At 66.2% G+C, this 17,642-nt stretch carries 14 protein-coding genes and 1 pseudogene; 3 read left to right on the plus strand and 12 right to left on the minus strand.

Translation table 11 applies throughout. The annotated features are described in order from the left end of the window. Nucleotides 1-108: 108 nt before the first annotated feature. The 7 genes from AC3WLF_RS15255 to AC3WLF_RS15285 all read right to left on the minus strand — a co-directional run bounded on the left by AC3WLF_RS15255 (nucleotide 109) and on the right by AC3WLF_RS15285 (nucleotide 9,656). Nucleotides 109-1,371 (minus strand): YeaH/YhbH family protein, encoded by a 1,263-nt coding sequence (locus AC3WLF_RS15255; protein ID WP_492321277.1) that lies wholly within the window; start codon nucleotides 1,369-1,371, stop codon nucleotides 109-111. 37 nt (nucleotides 1,372-1,408) lie between these two features. Further along, nucleotides 1,409-3,331, minus strand: a complete 1,923-nt coding sequence (locus AC3WLF_RS15260; RefSeq protein WP_492321278.1) for a PrkA family serine protein kinase — start codon at nucleotides 3,329-3,331, stop codon at nucleotides 1,409-1,411. Between the two features lie 427 nt (nucleotides 3,332-3,758). Then, nucleotides 3,759-4,946: an acyl-CoA dehydrogenase family protein gene (locus AC3WLF_RS15265; protein WP_492321279.1), complete on the minus strand. Its 1,188-nt coding sequence runs from the start codon at nucleotides 4,944-4,946 to the stop codon at nucleotides 3,759-3,761. A 136-nt stretch (nucleotides 4,947-5,082) separates the two neighbouring features. Next, complete coding sequence (locus AC3WLF_RS15270; protein WP_492321280.1) at nucleotides 5,083-5,862, minus strand: enoyl-CoA hydratase/isomerase family protein; 780 nt, start codon at nucleotides 5,860-5,862, stop codon at nucleotides 5,083-5,085. Between the two features lie 23 nt (nucleotides 5,863-5,885). Continuing rightward, nucleotides 5,886-6,869, minus strand: coding sequence for a Bug family tripartite tricarboxylate transporter substrate binding protein (locus tag AC3WLF_RS15275; RefSeq protein WP_492321281.1), 984 nt, complete (start codon nucleotides 6,867-6,869; stop codon nucleotides 5,886-5,888). A gap of 34 nt (nucleotides 6,870-6,903) precedes the next feature. Further along, complete coding sequence (locus tag AC3WLF_RS15280) at nucleotides 6,904-8,616, minus strand: long-chain fatty acid--CoA ligase (protein WP_492321282.1); 1,713 nt, start codon at nucleotides 8,614-8,616, stop codon at nucleotides 6,904-6,906. A gap of 32 nt (nucleotides 8,617-8,648) precedes the next feature. Continuing rightward, complete coding sequence (locus AC3WLF_RS15285) at nucleotides 8,649-9,656, minus strand: tripartite tricarboxylate transporter substrate binding protein (RefSeq protein WP_492321283.1); 1,008 nt, start codon at nucleotides 9,654-9,656, stop codon at nucleotides 8,649-8,651. Between the two features lie 322 nt (nucleotides 9,657-9,978). On the opposite strand from AC3WLF_RS15285, the gene AC3WLF_RS15290 reads away from it, so the two are divergent. Further along, nucleotides 9,979-11,163: an AraC family transcriptional regulator gene (locus tag AC3WLF_RS15290; protein ID WP_492321284.1), complete on the plus strand. Its 1,185-nt coding sequence runs from the start codon at nucleotides 9,979-9,981 to the stop codon at nucleotides 11,161-11,163. A gap of 14 nt (nucleotides 11,164-11,177) precedes the next feature. Here AC3WLF_RS15290 and AC3WLF_RS15295 read toward each other — a convergent pair whose 3' ends face one another. The 3 genes and pseudogenes from AC3WLF_RS15295 to AC3WLF_RS15305 form a co-directional block, all read right to left on the minus strand. Beyond that, nucleotides 11,178-11,384, minus strand: a complete 207-nt coding sequence (locus AC3WLF_RS15295) for a DUF6494 family protein (RefSeq protein ID WP_492321285.1) — start codon at nucleotides 11,382-11,384, stop codon at nucleotides 11,178-11,180. Between the two features lie 144 nt (nucleotides 11,385-11,528). Next, nucleotides 11,529-12,771: pseudogene (locus AC3WLF_RS15300) on the minus strand (CaiB/BaiF CoA transferase family protein). Then, complete coding sequence (locus AC3WLF_RS15305) at nucleotides 12,771-13,685, minus strand: SDR family NAD(P)-dependent oxidoreductase (protein ID WP_492340460.1); 915 nt, start codon at nucleotides 13,683-13,685, stop codon at nucleotides 12,771-12,773. The pseudogene AC3WLF_RS15300 and the gene AC3WLF_RS15305 overlap by 1 nt, the downstream one beginning before the upstream one ends. 190 nt (nucleotides 13,686-13,875) lie before the next feature. Between AC3WLF_RS15305 and AC3WLF_RS15310 the strand changes: the two genes are divergently transcribed. Continuing rightward, nucleotides 13,876-14,778 (plus strand): LysR family transcriptional regulator, encoded by a 903-nt coding sequence (locus AC3WLF_RS15310; RefSeq protein WP_010813949.1) that lies wholly within the window; start codon nucleotides 13,876-13,878, stop codon nucleotides 14,776-14,778. A gap of 21 nt (nucleotides 14,779-14,799) precedes the next feature. On the opposite strand, the gene AC3WLF_RS15315 is transcribed toward AC3WLF_RS15310, so the two are convergent. Further along, nucleotides 14,800-15,306 (minus strand): DUF2628 domain-containing protein, encoded by a 507-nt coding sequence (locus AC3WLF_RS15315; protein ID WP_492321142.1) that lies wholly within the window; start codon nucleotides 15,304-15,306, stop codon nucleotides 14,800-14,802. Nucleotides 15,307-15,502: 196 nt separating this feature from the next. Beyond that, on the minus strand, nucleotides 15,503-15,970 hold the full coding sequence (locus AC3WLF_RS15320; RefSeq protein ID WP_010813951.1) for an MgtC/SapB family protein: 468 nt from the start codon (nucleotides 15,968-15,970) through the stop codon (nucleotides 15,503-15,505). A gap of 502 nt (nucleotides 15,971-16,472) precedes the next feature. Here AC3WLF_RS15320 and AC3WLF_RS15325 point away from each other — a divergent pair. Further along, a complete protein-coding gene (locus AC3WLF_RS15325; RefSeq protein ID WP_492353083.1) occupies nucleotides 16,473-17,642 on the plus strand; it encodes an acyl-CoA dehydrogenase family protein in 1,170 nt (389 codons plus the stop codon).

Raw genomic sequence — 17,642 nt, forward strand, 5'->3', positions numbered from 1 at the left:
GCCAGACCCGTCCAGCGCGCACGGCATCGCCGCGCCGCGTGGTCCGCGTTGCCTCGCCATTTGCCTTCACTGTGGCCCTCCGCGAGGAAGGCCAGGATCGGCGCCACCCTATGCTGCGCGCTTCTGGAACAGGTCGTGCAGCACCGGGTAGATCTCGTCCGCACCGATGATGCGCTGCATCGCAAAGTGATCGAACTGTCCCTTGACCGTCAGATACTCTTCCCAGAGATTCTGCGGCTCTTCCGACGCGACTTCAACATATGCATAGTACTGGACCAGTGGCAGGATCGAATCGCGCAGCAGGCGCCCGCACAACTCGGAATCACCGGCCCAGTTATCGCCGTCTGATGCCTGCGCGCAGTAGATATTCCACTGGCTGGGCGGATAGCGGTCGTGGATCACTTCCACCATCAGCTTCAGCGCACTGGACACCACGGTACCACCGGACTCGCGCGAGTGGAAGAAGTCTTCCTCATCGACTTCCTTCGCCACCGTGTGATGGCGAATGAACACCACGTCGATGCGCTCGTAGTTGCGCTTCAGGAACAGGTACAGCAGCATGAAGAAGCGCTTGGCCAGGTCCTTGCGGCTCTCGTCCATCGAGCCGGACACGTCCATCAGGCAGAACATCACCGCCTGGGCCTGCGGGCGCTTCTTCAGCACGCGGTTGTTGTAGCGCAGGTCGAGCTTCTCGATAAAGGGCACGCGGTCGATGCAGGCACGCAGGTGCCGCATCTTCTCCATCAGCTCGAGCGTGCCTTCGGCATAGGGACCGTCCTTTTCCAGCGCCTCGCTGTAGTCCAGCTCCAGCTCGCGCAGGCGCTTCTGGTAAGGGCTGGACAAGGCGATGCGCCGCCCCAGCGAGCTGCGCATGGTGCGCAGGACCGACAGGTTGGCAGGCGTGCCGTCGATGGAATAGCCGGCGCGCACCTTGCGCACCTCGGCGATCTTGGCGAGGTGGCGCTTGGCCAGGTCCGGCAGCGCCATGTCCTCGAAGAAGAAGTTCAGGAAATCCTCGCGCGACAGCGTGAAGACGAAATCGTCTTCGCCTTCGCCACTGTCGCTGGCGCGCGAACCGGTCCCGCCACCGCCCTGCTGCTGGCGGTCGAAGGAGTCGCCCTTGACGAATTTCTTGTTGCCAGGGTGAATCCACTCGCGCCGCCCGCCCGGGCCGTGGTGGAAGATCGGTTCGGAGATGTCCTTGACCGGAATGGACACCTGGCCGCTCTGCTCGATGTCCATGATCTTCCGGCCGGACACCGCCTTTGCCACCGCTTGCCGGATCTGCTCGCGGTAGCGCTTGATGAAACGTTGCTGGTTGACGGCACTCTTGTTGCCGCCGTTCTCGCGCCGATCGATGACCGTAGCCATATGTTGCCCTCGTTGAGAGACCTGTTCCGCGGCGCCGTTACGATGACTTTCTTACGCGCAGATACCACTCCACCAGAAGTCTCACTTGCTTGGGCGTGTACCCCTTCTCGACCATGCGGTTGACGAAGTTCTCGTGCTTGTCCTGGTCTTCGCGAGAAGACTTGGCATTGAACGAGATCACCGGCAGCAGGTCCTCCGTGGTGGAGAACATGCGCTTCTCGATCACCATCCGCAGCTTTTCATAGCTGGTCCAGACCGGATTCTTGCCACTGTTGTTGGCCCGCGCCCGCAGCACGAAGTTGACGATCTCGTTGCGGAAGTCCTTCGGGTTCGAGATACCCGCGGGCTTCTCCACTTTCTCAAGCTCGTCGTTCAGCGCGTTGCGGTCGAGGATCTCGCCGGTGTTGGGATCGCGGTACTCCTGGTCCTGGATCCACAGGTCGGCGAACACCACATAGCGGTCGAAGATGTTCTGCCCATACTCCGAATACGACTCCAGGTAGGCGGTCTGGATCTCCTTGCCGATGAACTCCACGAACGGAGTGGTCAGGTACTCCTTGATGTACGACAGCAGCTTGGCTTCCTGCTCCGGCGGGAACTGCTCGCGCTCGATCTGCTGTTCGAGCACGTACAGCAGGTGCACCGGGTTGGCCGCCACTTCGGTGTTGTCGAAGTTGAAGACCTTGGACAGGACCTTGAACGCAAAGCGCGTCGACAGCCCGTTCATGCCTTCGTCGATGCCGGCGTAGTCGCGGTATTCCTGGTACGACTTCGCTTTCGGATCCACGTCCTTCAGGCTTTCGCCGTCATAGACGCGCATCTTCGAGAAGATATTGGAGTTCTCGGGCTCCTTGATGCGCGTAAGCACCGCGAACTGCGCCATCATCTTCAGCGTGTTGGGCGCGCACGGCGCGGCCGACAGCGAACTGCTGCGCAAGAGCTTGTCGTAGATCTTCACCTCGTCCGACACGCGCAGCACGTACGGCACCTTGACGATATAGATCCGGTCCAGGAAAGCCTCGTTGTTCTTGTCCGACTTGAAGGTCGTCCACTCGGCCTCGTTCGAGTGCGCCAGGATGATGCCGTCGAACGGGATCGCGCCGAAGCCTTCGGTGCCCTTGTAGTTGCCTTCCTGCGTTGCCGTCAGCAGCGGGTGCAGGACCTTGATCGGCGCCTTGAACATTTCAACGAACTCGAGCAGGCCGCGGTTGGCCAGGCAGAGCCCGCCGGAATAGGAGTAGGCGTCCGGATCGTCCTGCGGAAAATCTTCCAGCTTGCGGATGTCGACCTTGCCGACCAGCGAGGAAATATCCTGGTTGTTTTCGTCGCCAGGCTCGGTCTTCGAGATCGCAATCTGCGACAGCACCGAAGGGCGCAGCTTGACCACCCGGAACCTGGTGATATCGCCGTTGAACTCGTGCAGGCGCTTGACCGCCCATGGCGAGGCAATGGTGTTCAGGTACCGGACCGGAATGCCGTAGTCCTCTTCCAGGATCTTGCCGTCCTCCTCTGGCGCGAACAGCCCCAGCGGCGACTCATGGATCGGCGAACCCTTGAGCGCGTAGATGGGGATCTCCTCCATCAGCGCCTTGAGCTTTTCAGCGAGCGAGGACTTGCCACCACCCGGAGGCCCGAGCAGGTAGAGGATCTGCTTGCGCTCTTCCAGGCCCTGCGCCGCGTGCTTGAAGAACGAGACGATCTGTTCGATCGTGTCCTCCATGCCATAGAAGTCGCGGAAGGCCGGATAGATGCGGATGACCTTGTTGAAGAACAGGCGGGACAGCCTGGGGTCATGGTGGGTATCCACCAACTCAGGCTGGCCGATGGCGGCAAGCATGCGCTCTGCAGCAGTCGCGTAGGCAGTCGGATCCTTCTTGCAGATCTCCAGGTACTCCTGGATGCTGTATTCCTCTTCCTTGCGAGCTTCGAAGCGCGTAGCGTAATGGCCAAAAATGTCCATACCTCACTCCCGTCAGAGTTCACGTCCGAGGCGTGCTACCCCTAAGGCTTCGCGCAACGTTCGCGGCACACCACCCCGGCCTGGCGACCTGTCATGTTGCGAAGTCTTTACTTCATCATAGTCAAATAACGGCGATGGTGGAATCCGAGTTGACAAATCTTGCATCGATGCAACGTCTGTTTCGTTGCTGCATTTTCTGCATGAATTCGCTTCAGCTTTTGGCTGCATTTCCGCTCGGGCCTTGCCCCCGCACGCGACGGGCCATTGACCATGCTTGTGAAACACCTTACACCTTTCCCGCCATCCGTGCACATCCGGTTTTGTAACCATACGCACGAAAGCCGGCACTGGTGCCGGCCTTCGTTTTTCCGCATTTTCTTACGCGTTTGCGCGCACTAGCACGCGCACAGTGCTGATAGCAGGCGCGTCAAAGCGTGCGCGCGACCAGCTCCTTCATGATCTCGTTGGAGCCGCCGAAGATCTTGCTCACGCGTGCATTCGCATACATACGCGCGATCGGGTATTCAAGCATGTAGCCGTAGCCGCCGTGCAACTGCAGGCACTCGTCGATGACCTGGCAGTTCTGCTGCGTGCACCACCACTTGGCCATGGCGGCCGTGGCAGCGTCGAGCTTGCCGTCAATCAGGCGCAGCATGCAATCGTCGACGAAGGTCGCGGCAATGGTGGCGACCGTCTTGCACTCCGCCAGCTTGAACCGCGTGTTCTGCAGATCGGCGAGCGGCTGGCCGAACACCTTGCGCTCGCGCACGTATTCGGTGGTCAGCTCGATGGCACGCTGCATGGTGGCCACGGCCCCGAGCGCAATGATCATGCGCTCTTGCGGCAGCTGCTGCATAAGCTGGTAGAAACCCTGCCCTTCCTGCGTGCCAAGCAGGTTGGCGCACGGCACCAGCACGTCGTCGAAGAAGAGTTCGGCGGTGTCCTGCCCTTTCTGCCCGATCTTCTCGAGAATGCGGCCACGACGGAAGCCCGGCAGGTCTCGCGTCTCCACCATGACCAGCGACACGCCGCGCGAACCGGCCTCCGGATCGGTCTTGGCCACCACGCAGACCAGGTCGGCGTGATACCCGTTCGTGATGAAGGTCTTTGCACCGTTTATGCGATAGCAGTCTCCGTTTTCGGTCTGTTCGCGCACCGCGCGGGTGCGTATCGCTTTGAGGTCGGAACCGGCGCCAGGTTCCGACATGGCAATGGCCGCCACCATTTCGCCGCTGGCCATCTGCGGCAGCCATTTCTTCTTCTGCGCTTCCGTGCCGTAGTTGAGCAGGTAATGTGCCACGATGCCGCTGTGCACATTATTGCCAAGGCTGGTGCAGACGGCGCGCGACATTTCCTGCGTGATGACGGCCTCGTGGGCAAAGGTGCCGCCACCGCCGCCGTATTCCTCGGGGATGCTGGCGCACAGCAGCCCGATCTGGCCGGCGCGGCGCCAGACCTCGCGGTCGATATAGCCCTGGGCGGCCCAGCGGGCCTCGTTGGGCACCAGTTCGCGCTCGATGAAGCGGCGCACGGTTTCCTGGAACATCCCCAGGTCTTCGGTCATCCAGGGGGTCTGGCGTACGGCGGGCGCCGTGTGCTGGTCGTGGGATCCCATATGGTGTGCTGGTATCAGGGTAAACGAGAAAATTGGCAGGCGACCGTTACCGTCCGGCCAGCGCCCGCCTGTATACGTAAACGACAGCCCGGCGAGGCCGCCGGATGCTGCGGGGCAGCATGACCCGCGCCGCCGCTCAGTCCGGCCAGCGGTAGCGCAGCGGCTGCTTGGCCATGAAGCGGTCGGCAGCCTCGCGGCGATAGGCGGTGGAGAAGGCAATGCCCTGCCCATCCGCTTCCATCGCCAGCATGGTGTGCAGGTCCTGGTTCAGCGAGGCGTTCAGCGCCTGCTTGGTCAGGCCCACCGCCACCGGCGAGGCCTCGGTGAAGGCCTGCGCCAGCGTCCGCGCACGTTCCTGCAGGCTGTCCGCCGGCACGATTTCCATGACGATGCCAAGGTCTTGCGCGGCCTGGGCGTTCAGCTCGCGCATCGAGAACATCAGCGCCTTGGCCCGCTGCAGGCCGATCATCCGCGGCAGCGTGTAGAACACGCCACAGTCGGGGACCAGCCCCATGCGCAGGAACGGCAGCCCGAAGCGCGCGCGCGGCGTGGCCAGGATGATGTCGGCCGTCAGCGCCAGGCTGAAGCCCGCGCCATAGGCCGCGCCGTCCACCGCGGCGATGACCGGCACGTCGAGCTGGATCAGGTCTTCCAGCCAGCCGTGCACCTTGTGCAGGCGCTTGCGGCCCTGCTCGGCATTGATCTCGACCTGCATCGAGCTGATGTCGCCGCCCGACGAGAAATCGGTGCCGGCGGCGGTCAGGATCAGCGCGCGCACGCTGTCGTCGGCACGTACCCGGCGAATCACTTCGCCGATCTCGTCGCGCATCGGCAAGGACAGCGCGTTCTTGCGCGCCGGCGAGTCCAGCGTCAGCGTGGCGACGCCGTCCTCGACGGCAAAGCGGATGGTTTCCATCGGTGGGCTCCGGGAGGCGGGTTTCAGTCGAGCTGGATATTGGCGTCGCGCACGATCTTGGCCCACTTGGGCGTATCGCCGGCGACCACGGCCGCCAGTTCCTGCGGCGCGGACCCGACCGGCTGCAGGCCCATGCCGGCCAGCTTCTGCGTCACTTCGGGCAGGCGCACGATGCGCGCGGTCTCTGCCGCCAGCTTCGCCGTCACATCCTTGGGCGCATTGGCCGGCAGGAACAGCCCGTACCAGCCGTTGGGCTCGAACCCCGGCAGGCCCAGTTCAGTGAAGGTCGCCACATTGGGCAGCGCCTTGTAGCGCTGGGTGCCGGTGATGCCGAGGATCTTGAACTTGTTGCTGCCCAGGTACGGGTTGGCCGAGGTCACGTCGACAAAGGCGCTGTCCACCTGGCCGCCAAGCAGGTCGCTCATCAGCGGCGCCGCGCCCTTGTAAGGGATGTGTGCGAGCTCGATGCCTGCCTGCTGCTTGAGCAGCTCGCCGTGCAGGTGCGACGAGGTGCCGTTGCCATAGGAGCCATAGCTGAGCTTGCCCGCCTTGGCCAGCGCCAGGAACTCGCGCATATTGTTGGCCGGCACGCGGTTGGGCACGACGAACAGGTCGGACGACTTGGCGATCAGCGAGACCGGCGTGAAGTCCCTGGCCACGTCGTACGGCGTGCGCTTGTACAGGGCCGGCGCCTGGATCAGCGCCGTGATCGCCAGCAGGATGGTGTAGCCGTCGGCCGGCGCCTTGGCGACTGTGTCGTTGCCCAGCATGCCGCTGGCGCCGGGCTTGTTTTCGACCACCACCGGCTGGCCCAGGCTTTCGGCCAGGCGCTGGCCGATCAGGCGGCCCACGGTGTCGGTGCCGCCGCCGGCCGGGTACGGCACGATCATGCGGATCGGCTTGCCGGGATACGGTTGCTGCGCGAAGGCGCTGCCCGCGCCGCCGAGGATGGCCGCGCCGGCCAGGGTGCCGGCCTGTGCCAGCCAGTTGCGTCTGCTTTGCTGCATGCTGTCTCTCTCTTTGCTGAATTCGCCGCTGGCGTCACGCGCTCGGGTTTTCCGCCTGCATCTCGCGCTCCTGCAAGGCGCGCCACAGGATCTTGCCGGTGGCCGACTTGGGCAGCGCATCGACCACGTCGACGATGCGCGGCACCTTGTACGCGGCCATATGCTCGCGGCACCAGGCCATGATGCGTTCGGGGTCGGCTTCGGCCGTGCCGCGTGCTTCCGGGCGCAGCGCCACCACGGCCTTGACGGTCTCTCCGCGGCGCTGGTCGCGGGCGGCGATCACGCAGGCTTCGTGGATGGCCGGGTGCCCGTACAGCAGGTTCTCCACCTCGGCCGGCCAGACCTTGTAGCCGGACGCGTTGATCATGCGCTTGAGGCGGTCGCGCATGAAGAAGTAGCCTTGCTCGTCCATGAAGCCGAGGTCGCCGGTGCGCAGGAAGCGCTTGCCGCCGATCTCGATGAAGGTGGCAGCGTTGGCTTCCGGGTTGCGCCAGTAACCCAGCATCACCTGGCCGCCGTGGACCACGATCTCGCCGGTCTCGCCGCAAGGCAGTTCCTGCAGCGTCTCGGGATCGAGCACGCGCGCGTCCACGCCGAAGGTGGCGATGCCCAGGCATTCGCGCTTGGGCTGGTTGCGCGGGTTGGACAGGATGAAGGCCGCGGTCTCGGTCATGCCGTAGGCCTCGACGTAGGGCAGGCCGAAACGCTCCTGCAGCATATTGGCCACCGCTTCGGGCATGGCCGCGCCGCCGCCGCCCACATAGGCCAGGCTCGACAGGTCGCGCGCGTCGATGCCCGGCTGCGAGAAGAAATCCACCATCATCGCCGGCGGCGCGCCCCAGACCGAGACGCGGTAGCGCTCGATCAGGTCCGCGGCCAGCGCGCGGTCCCAGCGCGGCATCAGCACCACGGTGGCACCCAGGTAGAGCGGCGAGTTCATGCAGTTCTGCATGCCCAGCAGGTGGAACATCGGCGCCACGGCCAGCACCACGGATTCGGGCGTGGCGCCGCGCCAGATCACCGATCCGGCCGCCGCGGTCATCAGCGTGCCGTGGCTATGCATGCAGCCCTTGGGGTGGCCGGTGGTGCCGGAGGTATAGGCCAGCATGCACAGCGTGTCGTAGCCCGCCTGGTGCGGCAGCGGCCGGTGCCCGGCGGCGCTGGCCGCGTCCCAGGCCACCGGCATGGCGCCGGAGGACGCGGCCTGCGGTGCGGGCGGCGCTTCGCGCAGCCAGGCCGGCACCGCCAGGCCGCCGTCGTCGCGCAGCATGCCGGCGTAGTCGTGCAGGATCACATGTCGCAGCGCCGGGCCGTGCAGCGGCGCCACGCGCTGGTACAGCTCGCTGCCGGCAAAGGCGGCCACCGCGCCGCTGTCCTGGACCACGTGGGCAAGTTCGGCCTCCAGCCACATCGGGTTGGCCGGGACCACCACGCCTTCGGCGCGCAGGATCGCGTAGTAGGCAATGATGAACTGCGGGCAGTTCTGGCTGAACAGCAGCACCCGGTCGCCCGGCTCGATGCCGCAGGCCTGCTGCAGGTAGCCGGCCATCCGTTCGATCTCGTCCTGCAGCTGGCCGTAGGAGATCGCGGTGCCGAAATACTGGATCGCGGTCTTGTCCGGATAGCGGTGCGCCGCCGCCTCGACGTTATAAAACAGGCTGGTGCGAGGCGTATGCAGCGTGGCCGGCAGGCCGGGCGGCCAGGCGGGGGAACGGAATGGCTGATTGGTATTTGTAGCAGGCTTCATTTGCGGCAATCGACAGGTCAAACGGGAATGACTTAATCCAGGCGGATGTTCCTGGTGCGGATCACCTTGCCCCAGCGGACATAGTCGGCCTGGATGGTCTGGGCAAACGCGTCCGGCGTGCTGCCGGTCAGGATCACGCCAAGCTCGTTCATGCGCTTGCGCACGTCGGGCTGGGCCAGCACGCGGTTGACGTCCGCCGAGAACTTCTCAACGATCGGCCGCGGCGTGGCGGCCGGCAGCAGCAGCCCGAACCAGCCCATCGCATCCATGCCTTCAATGCCGGCTTCGCGGAAAGTCGGCACATCCGGCAGTTGCGGCGCGCGCGCGGGGCCAGTCACCGCGAGGGCGCGCAGGCGGCCGGTGGCGACGTGGGGCTTGGCGCCCATCACCGAGATCACCGCCGCCGGCACCTGGCCGCCCAGCAGGTCGTTCAGCTCCGGAGCCTCGCCCTTGTATGAGACATGGAGCATGTCGATCTTGGCGGCCTCGTTGAAGACCTCGCCGTACAGGTGGCCACTCGAGCCGGCCCCGAACGAGCCGTAGGAGAACTGCTTCGGCTTGGCGCGAACCTGCGCGATGAAGTCTTTCAGGTTGGTGGCAGGCACCGCATTGCTGTTGACGGCGAACACCAGGTTGGTCGTGCCGAGCTCGGACACCGCGGCGAAATCCTTCACCGGGTCATAGGGCGCCCGGGCATACAGGCTTGGCGCCTGCACCAGCGGCGTGATCGTCAGCAGCGCGGTGTAGCCGTCGGCCTCGGCACGGGCGACCACCTCGGCGCCGAGCATGCCGCTCGCACCCGGGCGGTTTTCCACCACCACCGGGCGCTTCCAGGCCTTGCCCAGCCCTTCGGCAATGGCGCGGGCCAGCACATCGGTGGCGCCACCGGCCGGGAAGGGCACGACCATGCGCACGGTGCGCGCCGGGAATTCGCTCTGCGCGAGCGCCGCGCCCGCCCCCAGCATCCCGGCGGCAACGCCGCCCCACGCCAGCAATCCGGCCCCAAAGCGCCACAGCGCACTACGACGATCTGCCTGCATGTGTTGTTGTCTCCATTGTTTTTCCTGAGGCGGGGAACGGGTGGTTGCCCCGTTTCTGGTCCCGTCCGGGCCGGTGGGCCGGCCTTGTATCGGTATCAGCCGGAGAGTGCGCGATGCTGCGGTGCGTGGACAATGACCAGACAAGCCAAAATGATTGGCCGAATCGCTCAGATGGAAGGCAGCCTTTGGCAAATCCCGATTGTGCGGTGCGGTCGCGGCTTGCTAAGGTGCCGGGACGATGAGGCAAAACGTCCGTCAACGCCCCGCGGAGCCAGCCGTTCCGCGGTGCCGGCGCCGACGCGCCACCGTGATGAGGAGACCCATGCATACCGCTGTCCTGTCATCGCCGCGCCCGCCCGTGCCGGGCAAACTGCACCTCCCCGGCAGCACACTGCCGCCGGCGCTCGGACATGGCCATGCCAGCGGCCGGGCCGAGGCCCCGGCCACCACGGCGCAGGCCGCGCCCCAGGCCTCGGCGCGCCACACCATTGCGATCCAGCATGTGGATCACATCCTGCTGGGCCCGCGCCGGCTGGGCCACGACATTGCCCCGCTGCTGCGCCGGGCCGGGATTTCGCCGGCGCTGCTGGCCTCGCCCAATGCGCGCGTCACCCAGGGCCAGTACGCGGCGCTGATCCGCACGCTGCGCCGCGTCATGCGCGATGAACTGTGGGGGCTGCTGGACCGGCCCGTGACCCCGGGCGCGTTTGCGCAGGCGTGCCGCAACCTGATCCATTGCGCCACGCTGGAAGACGCCATCCGCGCCGGGCTGCGCCTGTACCGGCTCCATATCGACGCCTTCGCGCCACGCCTGCATGTCAGCGCCGACGGCAAGACCGCCTCCGTGGTGCTGCATCCGCGCGCGCCGGCCTCGGCCTGCCGCAGCTTTGCCGAATCGACTTTCGTGTTCCATGCCTACGCGCTGCTCAGCTGGCTGGTGGCCGGCCATATCCCGCTGGCGCGGGTCGACCTGAGCGCCGCGCCGTCACAGGGCGGCCCGGAGACCGAGCGCGTCTTCAAGGCCGCCGTGCATTACGGCCAGCCTGTCTCCGTGCTGCATTTCGATGGCGCCAGCCTGCGCCTGCCGGTGATGCAGGACGCCGCCAGCCTGCGCGAGTTCCTGCGCGAGACGCCGCGCAACCTGCTGATCCGCTACCGCGACAACAGCTGCCTGGCCGAGCGCATCCGGCAGCACTTGCGCTCCCACCTGGATGATGAACTGCCATCGCTGGAGCAGATGGCGCAGATGCTGCGGCTCACGCCCCAGACGCTGCGCCGCCGGCTGCGCGACGAGGGCAGCGGCTACCAGAGCATCAAGGACAGCCTGCGCCGCGACGTGGCCATCGGCATGATGGAGCGCCCCGGCATGACGCTGCAGGACGTGGCGCTGCGGCTTGGCTTCTCCGAGCCGAGCACCTTCCACCGGGCCTTCAAGAAATGGACCGGTGTAGCGCCGGGGGAATACCGCATGCGGGGGATGCGGGGAGAGGCGGAGCCGGCGGCCTAGCCAGGACGGCGCACTTACTCAAGCTGGATCTCCCCGTCGAAGCGCGCCTGGAGCTTGACGCCCGCCAGTTCCAGCGTCACCGACACCGGCAAGTGCTCGTTGCCGGCGATGGTACCGTCGGCCATGGCCCTGGCTATCGCCTGTTCGATCTCGCGCTGGGAACTGACGCCGACCACCTTCAGGAACTTGCGGATGCTGAGGTTAAAGGTCTCTTCGTTCATGGCTGTCTCCTGTGGGGAACCGGGAACAACGGTTCGGGCCGCTACCCAGACAGCCTAGGCGATGGGGGGACTTTGTGCCGAGGCCTGGCGATCCGCCCGGAAGCAGGCGGTGCCCGGCAGCTTCCGCCAGGCACCCGCCTCCAGTCAGACCACGCCTTGCTCGCGCAGCCTGGCGATGCGCTCGGCCGACATACCCAGCACCGATTCCAGCACGTGCGCGGTATGCTCGCCCAGCCGCGGCGGCGGTGCATCGTATTGCACCGGGGTTGCCGACAGCCGCAGCGGGCTCTTGACGGTCGGGCACAGGCTGCCGTCGTCGCGCACCAGGTCGACCTGCAGCTCGCGATGCCGCACCTGCGGGTCTTCCAGCACCTGGCCGTAGTCGTTGATCGGCCCGCACGGGATGCCCTGCGCTTCCAGCGCCTGCACCCAGTGCGCCGTCGGCCGCGTGCGCATATGCGCCTCGAGCAGCGGCACCAGCGTGTCGCGATGGATGATGCGGCCGGGGCCGGTGGCAAAGCGCTCGTCGGCGGCCAGGTCGGGACGCTCGACGCCGCGGCAATACGCCTGCCACTGTCCGTCGTTGCCGGCCGCCACGATCATGTAGCCGTCGGCGGTGGCGAACACATGGTAGGGCACCATATTGGCGTGCGCATTGCCGTAGCGCGGCATGGCCTTGCCGGTCACGCGCTGGGCGATGATGGGCGTGGCGCCGACCGCCACCACCGCATCGAGCAGCGCCATGTCGATATGCTGGCCCTCGCCGGTGCGCTCGGCATGGCGCAACGCGGCCAGCACGGCCACGGTGGCATACATGCCGGTGAGCATGTCGACCACCGCCACGCCCACCTTCTGCGGCCCGCCACCGGGCAGGTCGTCGCGCTCGCCGGTGACGCTCATCAGGCCGCCCAGGCCCTGGAAGATGAAGTCATAGCCGGGCTTGTGCGCGCTCGGCCCGGTCTGGCCGTAGCCCGTGATCGAGCAGTAGACGATGGACGGGTTGCGCCTTGAGGCTGTCATAGTCCAGCCCGTAGCGCTTCAGGTCGCCGACCTTGTAGTTCTCCAGCACGATCTGCGACTTGGCCGCCAGTTCGCGCACGATCTCCTGCCCTTGCGGGCTGGCGATATCGAGCGTCACCGACTGCTTGCCGCGGTTGGCGCCGGCAAAGTAGGTGGCATCGCGCGACGGCTGCCCGTCCGCGCCGGGCAGCCAGGGCGGCCCCCATGAACGGGTGTCGTCGCCCGCGCCGGGCCGCTCCACCTTGATGACTTCGGCGCCCAGGTCCGCCAGGTTCTGCGCGCACCACGGGCCGGCCAGGATGCGCGACAGGTCCAGCACCCGCACGCCGGCAAGCGCGCCGTGCGCCGGGGCCTGGCTGCCCGCCATCAGATCGGGTCCCAGCTGATCACGTCGGGGGAACGCTCCAGCTTGAAGAAGCTGTTGCGCATGGCCGGCATGGCGATCTCGCCCACGGTTTCAGGCGTCCAGCCTTCGCTCATATGCACCGAGCGCACCGGGCGCGGCTGGCTCATCAGGATGATCTCGTTGGCGCGCACCGCGAAGATCTGGCCGTTGACTTCGCTGGCGGCCGGGCTGGCAAGGTAGACCGCCACCGGCGCGATCTTGCCGGCTTCCATCTTCTGCAGCTTGGCCACGCGTGCCTTCTCTTCCGGCGTTTCGGCCGGGATCGAGCTGGTCATGCGGCTCCAGGCGAACGGCGCGATGCAGTTCGAGCGCACGTTGAAGCGCTGCATGTCCAGCGCGATCGACTTGGACAGCGCGGCAATGCCCAGCTTGGCCGCCGAGTAGTTGGCCTGGCCCAGGTTGCCGATCAGGCCCGAGGTCGAGGTCATGTGCACGTAGGCTCCGCTCTCCTGGTCCTTGAAGTAGCTGGCCGCGGCGCGGCTGACGAAGAAGGTGCCGTGCAGGTGCACGTCGATCACCGAGCGCCATTCTTCTTCATTCATCTTGAAGAACATGCGGTCGCGCAGGTTGCCGGCGTTGTTGACCACGGCGTCGATGCGGCCGAAGTTGTCGAGCGCGCATTGCACGATGGCATTGGCGCCGCTCCAGGTCGACACGCTGTCGGTATTGGCCACGGCCTCACCGCCGGCGGCGCGGATTTCCTCCACCACGCGCTGAGCGGGGCCAGCGTCGCCGCCCTCGCCGGTCATCGACACGCCGAGGTCATTGACCACCACCTTGGCGCCGGCGGCGGCCAGTGCCAGCGCGATGCCGCGCCCGATTCCACCACCTGCGCCCGTCACCAGCGCGACCTTGCCTGCCATCAAACCGCTCATTGCGTTGCTCCTCTGAATACTTTTTGTGCGGTCACCGACCGCAAACCCGGCCAAACACCCCTGCGCCGCGGGCATTCGCCCGCCGGTGCGGTCAATCCGGATGTCCACTCCGCAGCGGATACGATAAATTGACGGCCGAGACTTTGGAATTCACGAATCACAAAACTGGCCTTTGGCCTGACGGAAGCCCATGCATTACGACCTGACCGATCTCCGCCTCTTCCTGAACGTTGGCGAGACGGAGAACCTGACCCGCGCGGCCGAACGCAGCTTCCTGTCGCTGCCCGCGGCCAGCACCCGGATCAAGCAGCTGGAAGAGGCGTTCCAGACACAATTGCTGATCCGCCAGGTCAAGGGGGTGCGCCTGACGCCGGCGGGCGATGCGCTGCTGCGCCACGCGCGCGAGGTCTTCCGCGAACTGGAATGCCTGCACGCCGACCTGCGGCCCTATGCCAAGGGCGTCAAGGGCCGGGTGCGGCTGCTGGCCAATACCACCGCCACCAACTCGTTCCTGGCCACCGGCGTATCGCGCTTCCTGAGCGAGAACCCGGACGTGGATATCGAGCTGGAAGAGCACCTGTCGCAGGAAATCGTCTCGGCGATCAGCGCCGGCGCCGCCGACCTGGGTATCGTGGCCGGTGAAGTCGCCACCCAGGACCTGGACGCGATGCACCTGTGCAGCGATGAGCTGATCGTGATCGCCCCCGTCAACCACCCGCTGCCGGCCTTCAAGCGGCTGCATTTCGCCGACCTGCTCGATACCTGCCGCTTTGTCGGCCTGAACCAGTTCAGCGCGATCCAGTCGTTTTTGGACCGCATCGCCGGCGGCATGGGCAAGCGCATCAGCCTGCGCATCCAGGTGGGCAGCTTCGATGCCGTATGCCGCATGGTCGAGGCCGGCGCCGGCATCGCCATCGTGCCCAACAGCTGCGCGCGCCGCTACGCCAGCCGCAAGGTGCTGCGCTTTATCCAGCTGGAAGACGAATGGGCCAAGCGCGAGCTGCGCCTGGTGCGCCGCCCGGGGCGCGAACTGCCCCAGTTTGCCGAAACCCTGATCCAGTACCTGGTCGACGCGGCGCGCGAGCCCGTGTAAATCAGGGAAGCCGCCGGCCGTTCAGCCGGCGGTCAGCCCGCCGCCCTGCACCACCAGCCCCGCCAGCGGGCTCAGCGACACCGTCATCACGACCAGCAGCAGGCCCATGGCGAAGACACCGGGCCAGCTGGTGCGGCCACAGCGCGCCAGCGAATCATGCACCAGTTCCGGTGAGAAATGGTACTCGCGCAGGTGCCGGATGGTCGCCTCGGCATGCCAGCGGTAGATCTGGTTGCCATACATGCCCAGCAGCAGCGCCATGGCATACAGCATCGGCCGGACCGCCAGCGGCATCTTCAGCCCGAACAGCGCGTGCAGCACCGGTTCGGCGCAGACGATCAGCGCATAGACCCCCACCTGCCAGTACATGCGCCGGTAGGCCATCCAGAACGGCCCCAGCAGGCACGCCGCCCAGTTCCACGACATGCCGCCGCGTGCCTCTGCCAGGGACCAGCGCTGGCTGTAGTACGCATAGCGCGGCCCCACGAATGCGGCCAGCGCCGCGTCGTCACGGATCGATGATTTCATGGCTGCCTCCCCCTGCTCTGCCACGGCCGCGCCTGTGGATCGCGGCGCAACCTGTGCCACAGCATAGGGCGCAGCGCGCGCGGGCAGCGTGCGCTGGCGCGCATTGCTGTGGGAAATGACGCAAATTGGCGGGCAAGCGAACAGACCGGCGCACGCCGGGCGGCACGGGGTGCCGGATGCGCCGGGCGCGGGTGCGCTATTTCCAGCGCTGCAGGACCTGCAGGATGACCAGCGTGAAAATGGTGGCGATCACCGCCGTGGTATCGCGACCCAGGCCGGCAGCCACGCCGATGGCCGCGACCATCCAGATGCTGGCCGCGGTGGTCAGGCCCTGGATGTGGGCTTCGTCGCTGTGCTTCAGGATCGCGCCGGCGCCAAGGAAGCCGATGCCGGCAATCAGCCCCTGCAGCACGCGGCTGATGTCGGCCAGCGGCGTCCCTGCCTGCAGCGGCACCAGCACGAACAGCGCCGAGCCCAGCGCCACCAGCATATGGGTGCGCAGCCCCGCTGCCTTGCCGGAGGCCTCGCGCTGATAGCCGATCAGGCCGCCCAGCAGCACCGCCATGAACAGGCGTGCCAGGATGCGGGTGGCCTCGCCAGCGTCCGGCACATCGGCGAACTCGGCGCGCAAGACACTGTAGATCTCGGACCAGACCCCGTCCATGGCTCGTCTCCGGGTGCTTGGGTACAGACCTGAGCGTAGCACGGGATGGCCTGCCGGCAACCGGGCCGGCGGGCCGCAAGGCACTCGCGCCACGCCGCGCGGGGCCGCCCGCCAGGCGCTTGCGGCTGCGTCCTACATCGCAAGCGGAAGCTTTCCGACAGTGCCGGCATGACGGCATTCCTATATTGGAATCACCGATTACCGTCATCGACAGGAGTTGCACCATGCCCTATATCCTTGCCTGGCTACTTGGCGTCCCGGCCTTCATCCTGGTCCTGATCTGGCTCTTCATGCACTGATTCCCAGGCCCGGCGTGCCAGCCATCCCCGCGCAAGAGGCCGCTGCACCGGCCTCTTGCGCAACTGCGGGCGCCCCGGCGCCGCATGCAGCTTCCGCCTCCCCCCGCTTCCGGCCCACCTAAGCCGCTCTTTCGCAAATCCGAATTTCAGCGTGCCGGGGGCTCGGGAATAATGGCCCCATTCAATCCGAGCGGGGCTACCCCATGCACGCACATCAGGATCCAGACCAGCTGTACCCCGAAATCCGCGAAGCGATGCGCGACCTCTGCGCCGGCTTCGATTCGGCGTACTGGCAACGGGTGGAAGAGCAGAACGCCTTTCCTGAGACCTTTGTCCAGGCGCTGACCCAGGCGGGCTGGCTGTCGGCGCTGATCCCCGAAGCCTATGGCGGCTCGGGCCTGTCGCTGACCGCGGCCTCGGTCATCATGGAGGAAATCAACCGCAGCGGCGGCAATTCCGGCGCCTGCCACGGCCAGATGTACGTGATGGGCTGCCTGCTGCGCCACGGCTCCGAAGCGCAGAAACAGCGCTGGCTGCCGGGCATCGCCTCGGGCGAGCTGCGCATGCAGTCGATGGCCGTGACCGAGCCCACCACCGGCACCGACACCACCAAGCTCAAGACCACCGCGGTACGCCAGGGCGACAAGTACATCGTCAATGGCCAGAAGGTATGGATTTCGCGCGTGCAGCATTCGGACCTGATGCTGCTGCTGGCGCGCACCACGCCGCTGGACCAGGTCAAGCGCAAGTCCGAGGGCCTGTCGGTGTTTGTGGTGGACCTGCGCGATGCCATCGGCAAGGGCCTGACGGTCAAGCCGATCCGCAACATGGTCAACCACGAGACCAATGAGCTGTTCTTCGACAACCTCGAAGTCCCCGCCGAAAACCTGATCGGCGAGGAAGGCAAGGGCCTGAAGTACATCCTCGACGGCCTCAACGCCGAGCGCATCCTGATCGCCGCCGAGTGCATCGGCGACGGCTACTGGTTTGTCGAGCGCGCCAGCAACTATGCGCGCGACCGCATCGTGTTCGACCGCCCGATCGGCCAGAACCAGGCCGTGCAGTTCCCGATCGCGCGCTCCTACATCAATGTCGAGGCCGCCAGCCTGATGCGCTACAAGGCCGCGCAGCTGTTCGACTCCGGCAAGCCGTGCGGCAAGGAAGCCAATATCTCCAAGCTGCTGGCCGCCGACGCGTCGTGGGAAGCGGCCAACGTCTGCCTGCAGACGCACGGCGGCTTCGGCTTTGCCGCCGAGTACGACATCGAACGCAAATTCCGCGAAACGCGCCTGTACCAGGTGGCGCCGATCTCGACCAACCTGATCCTGTCCTACGTGGCCGAGCATGTGCTCGAGCTGCCGCGTTCGTTCTAA

The sequence above is a fragment of the Cupriavidus sp. FW306-01-F10A genome (assembly GCF_058782785.1).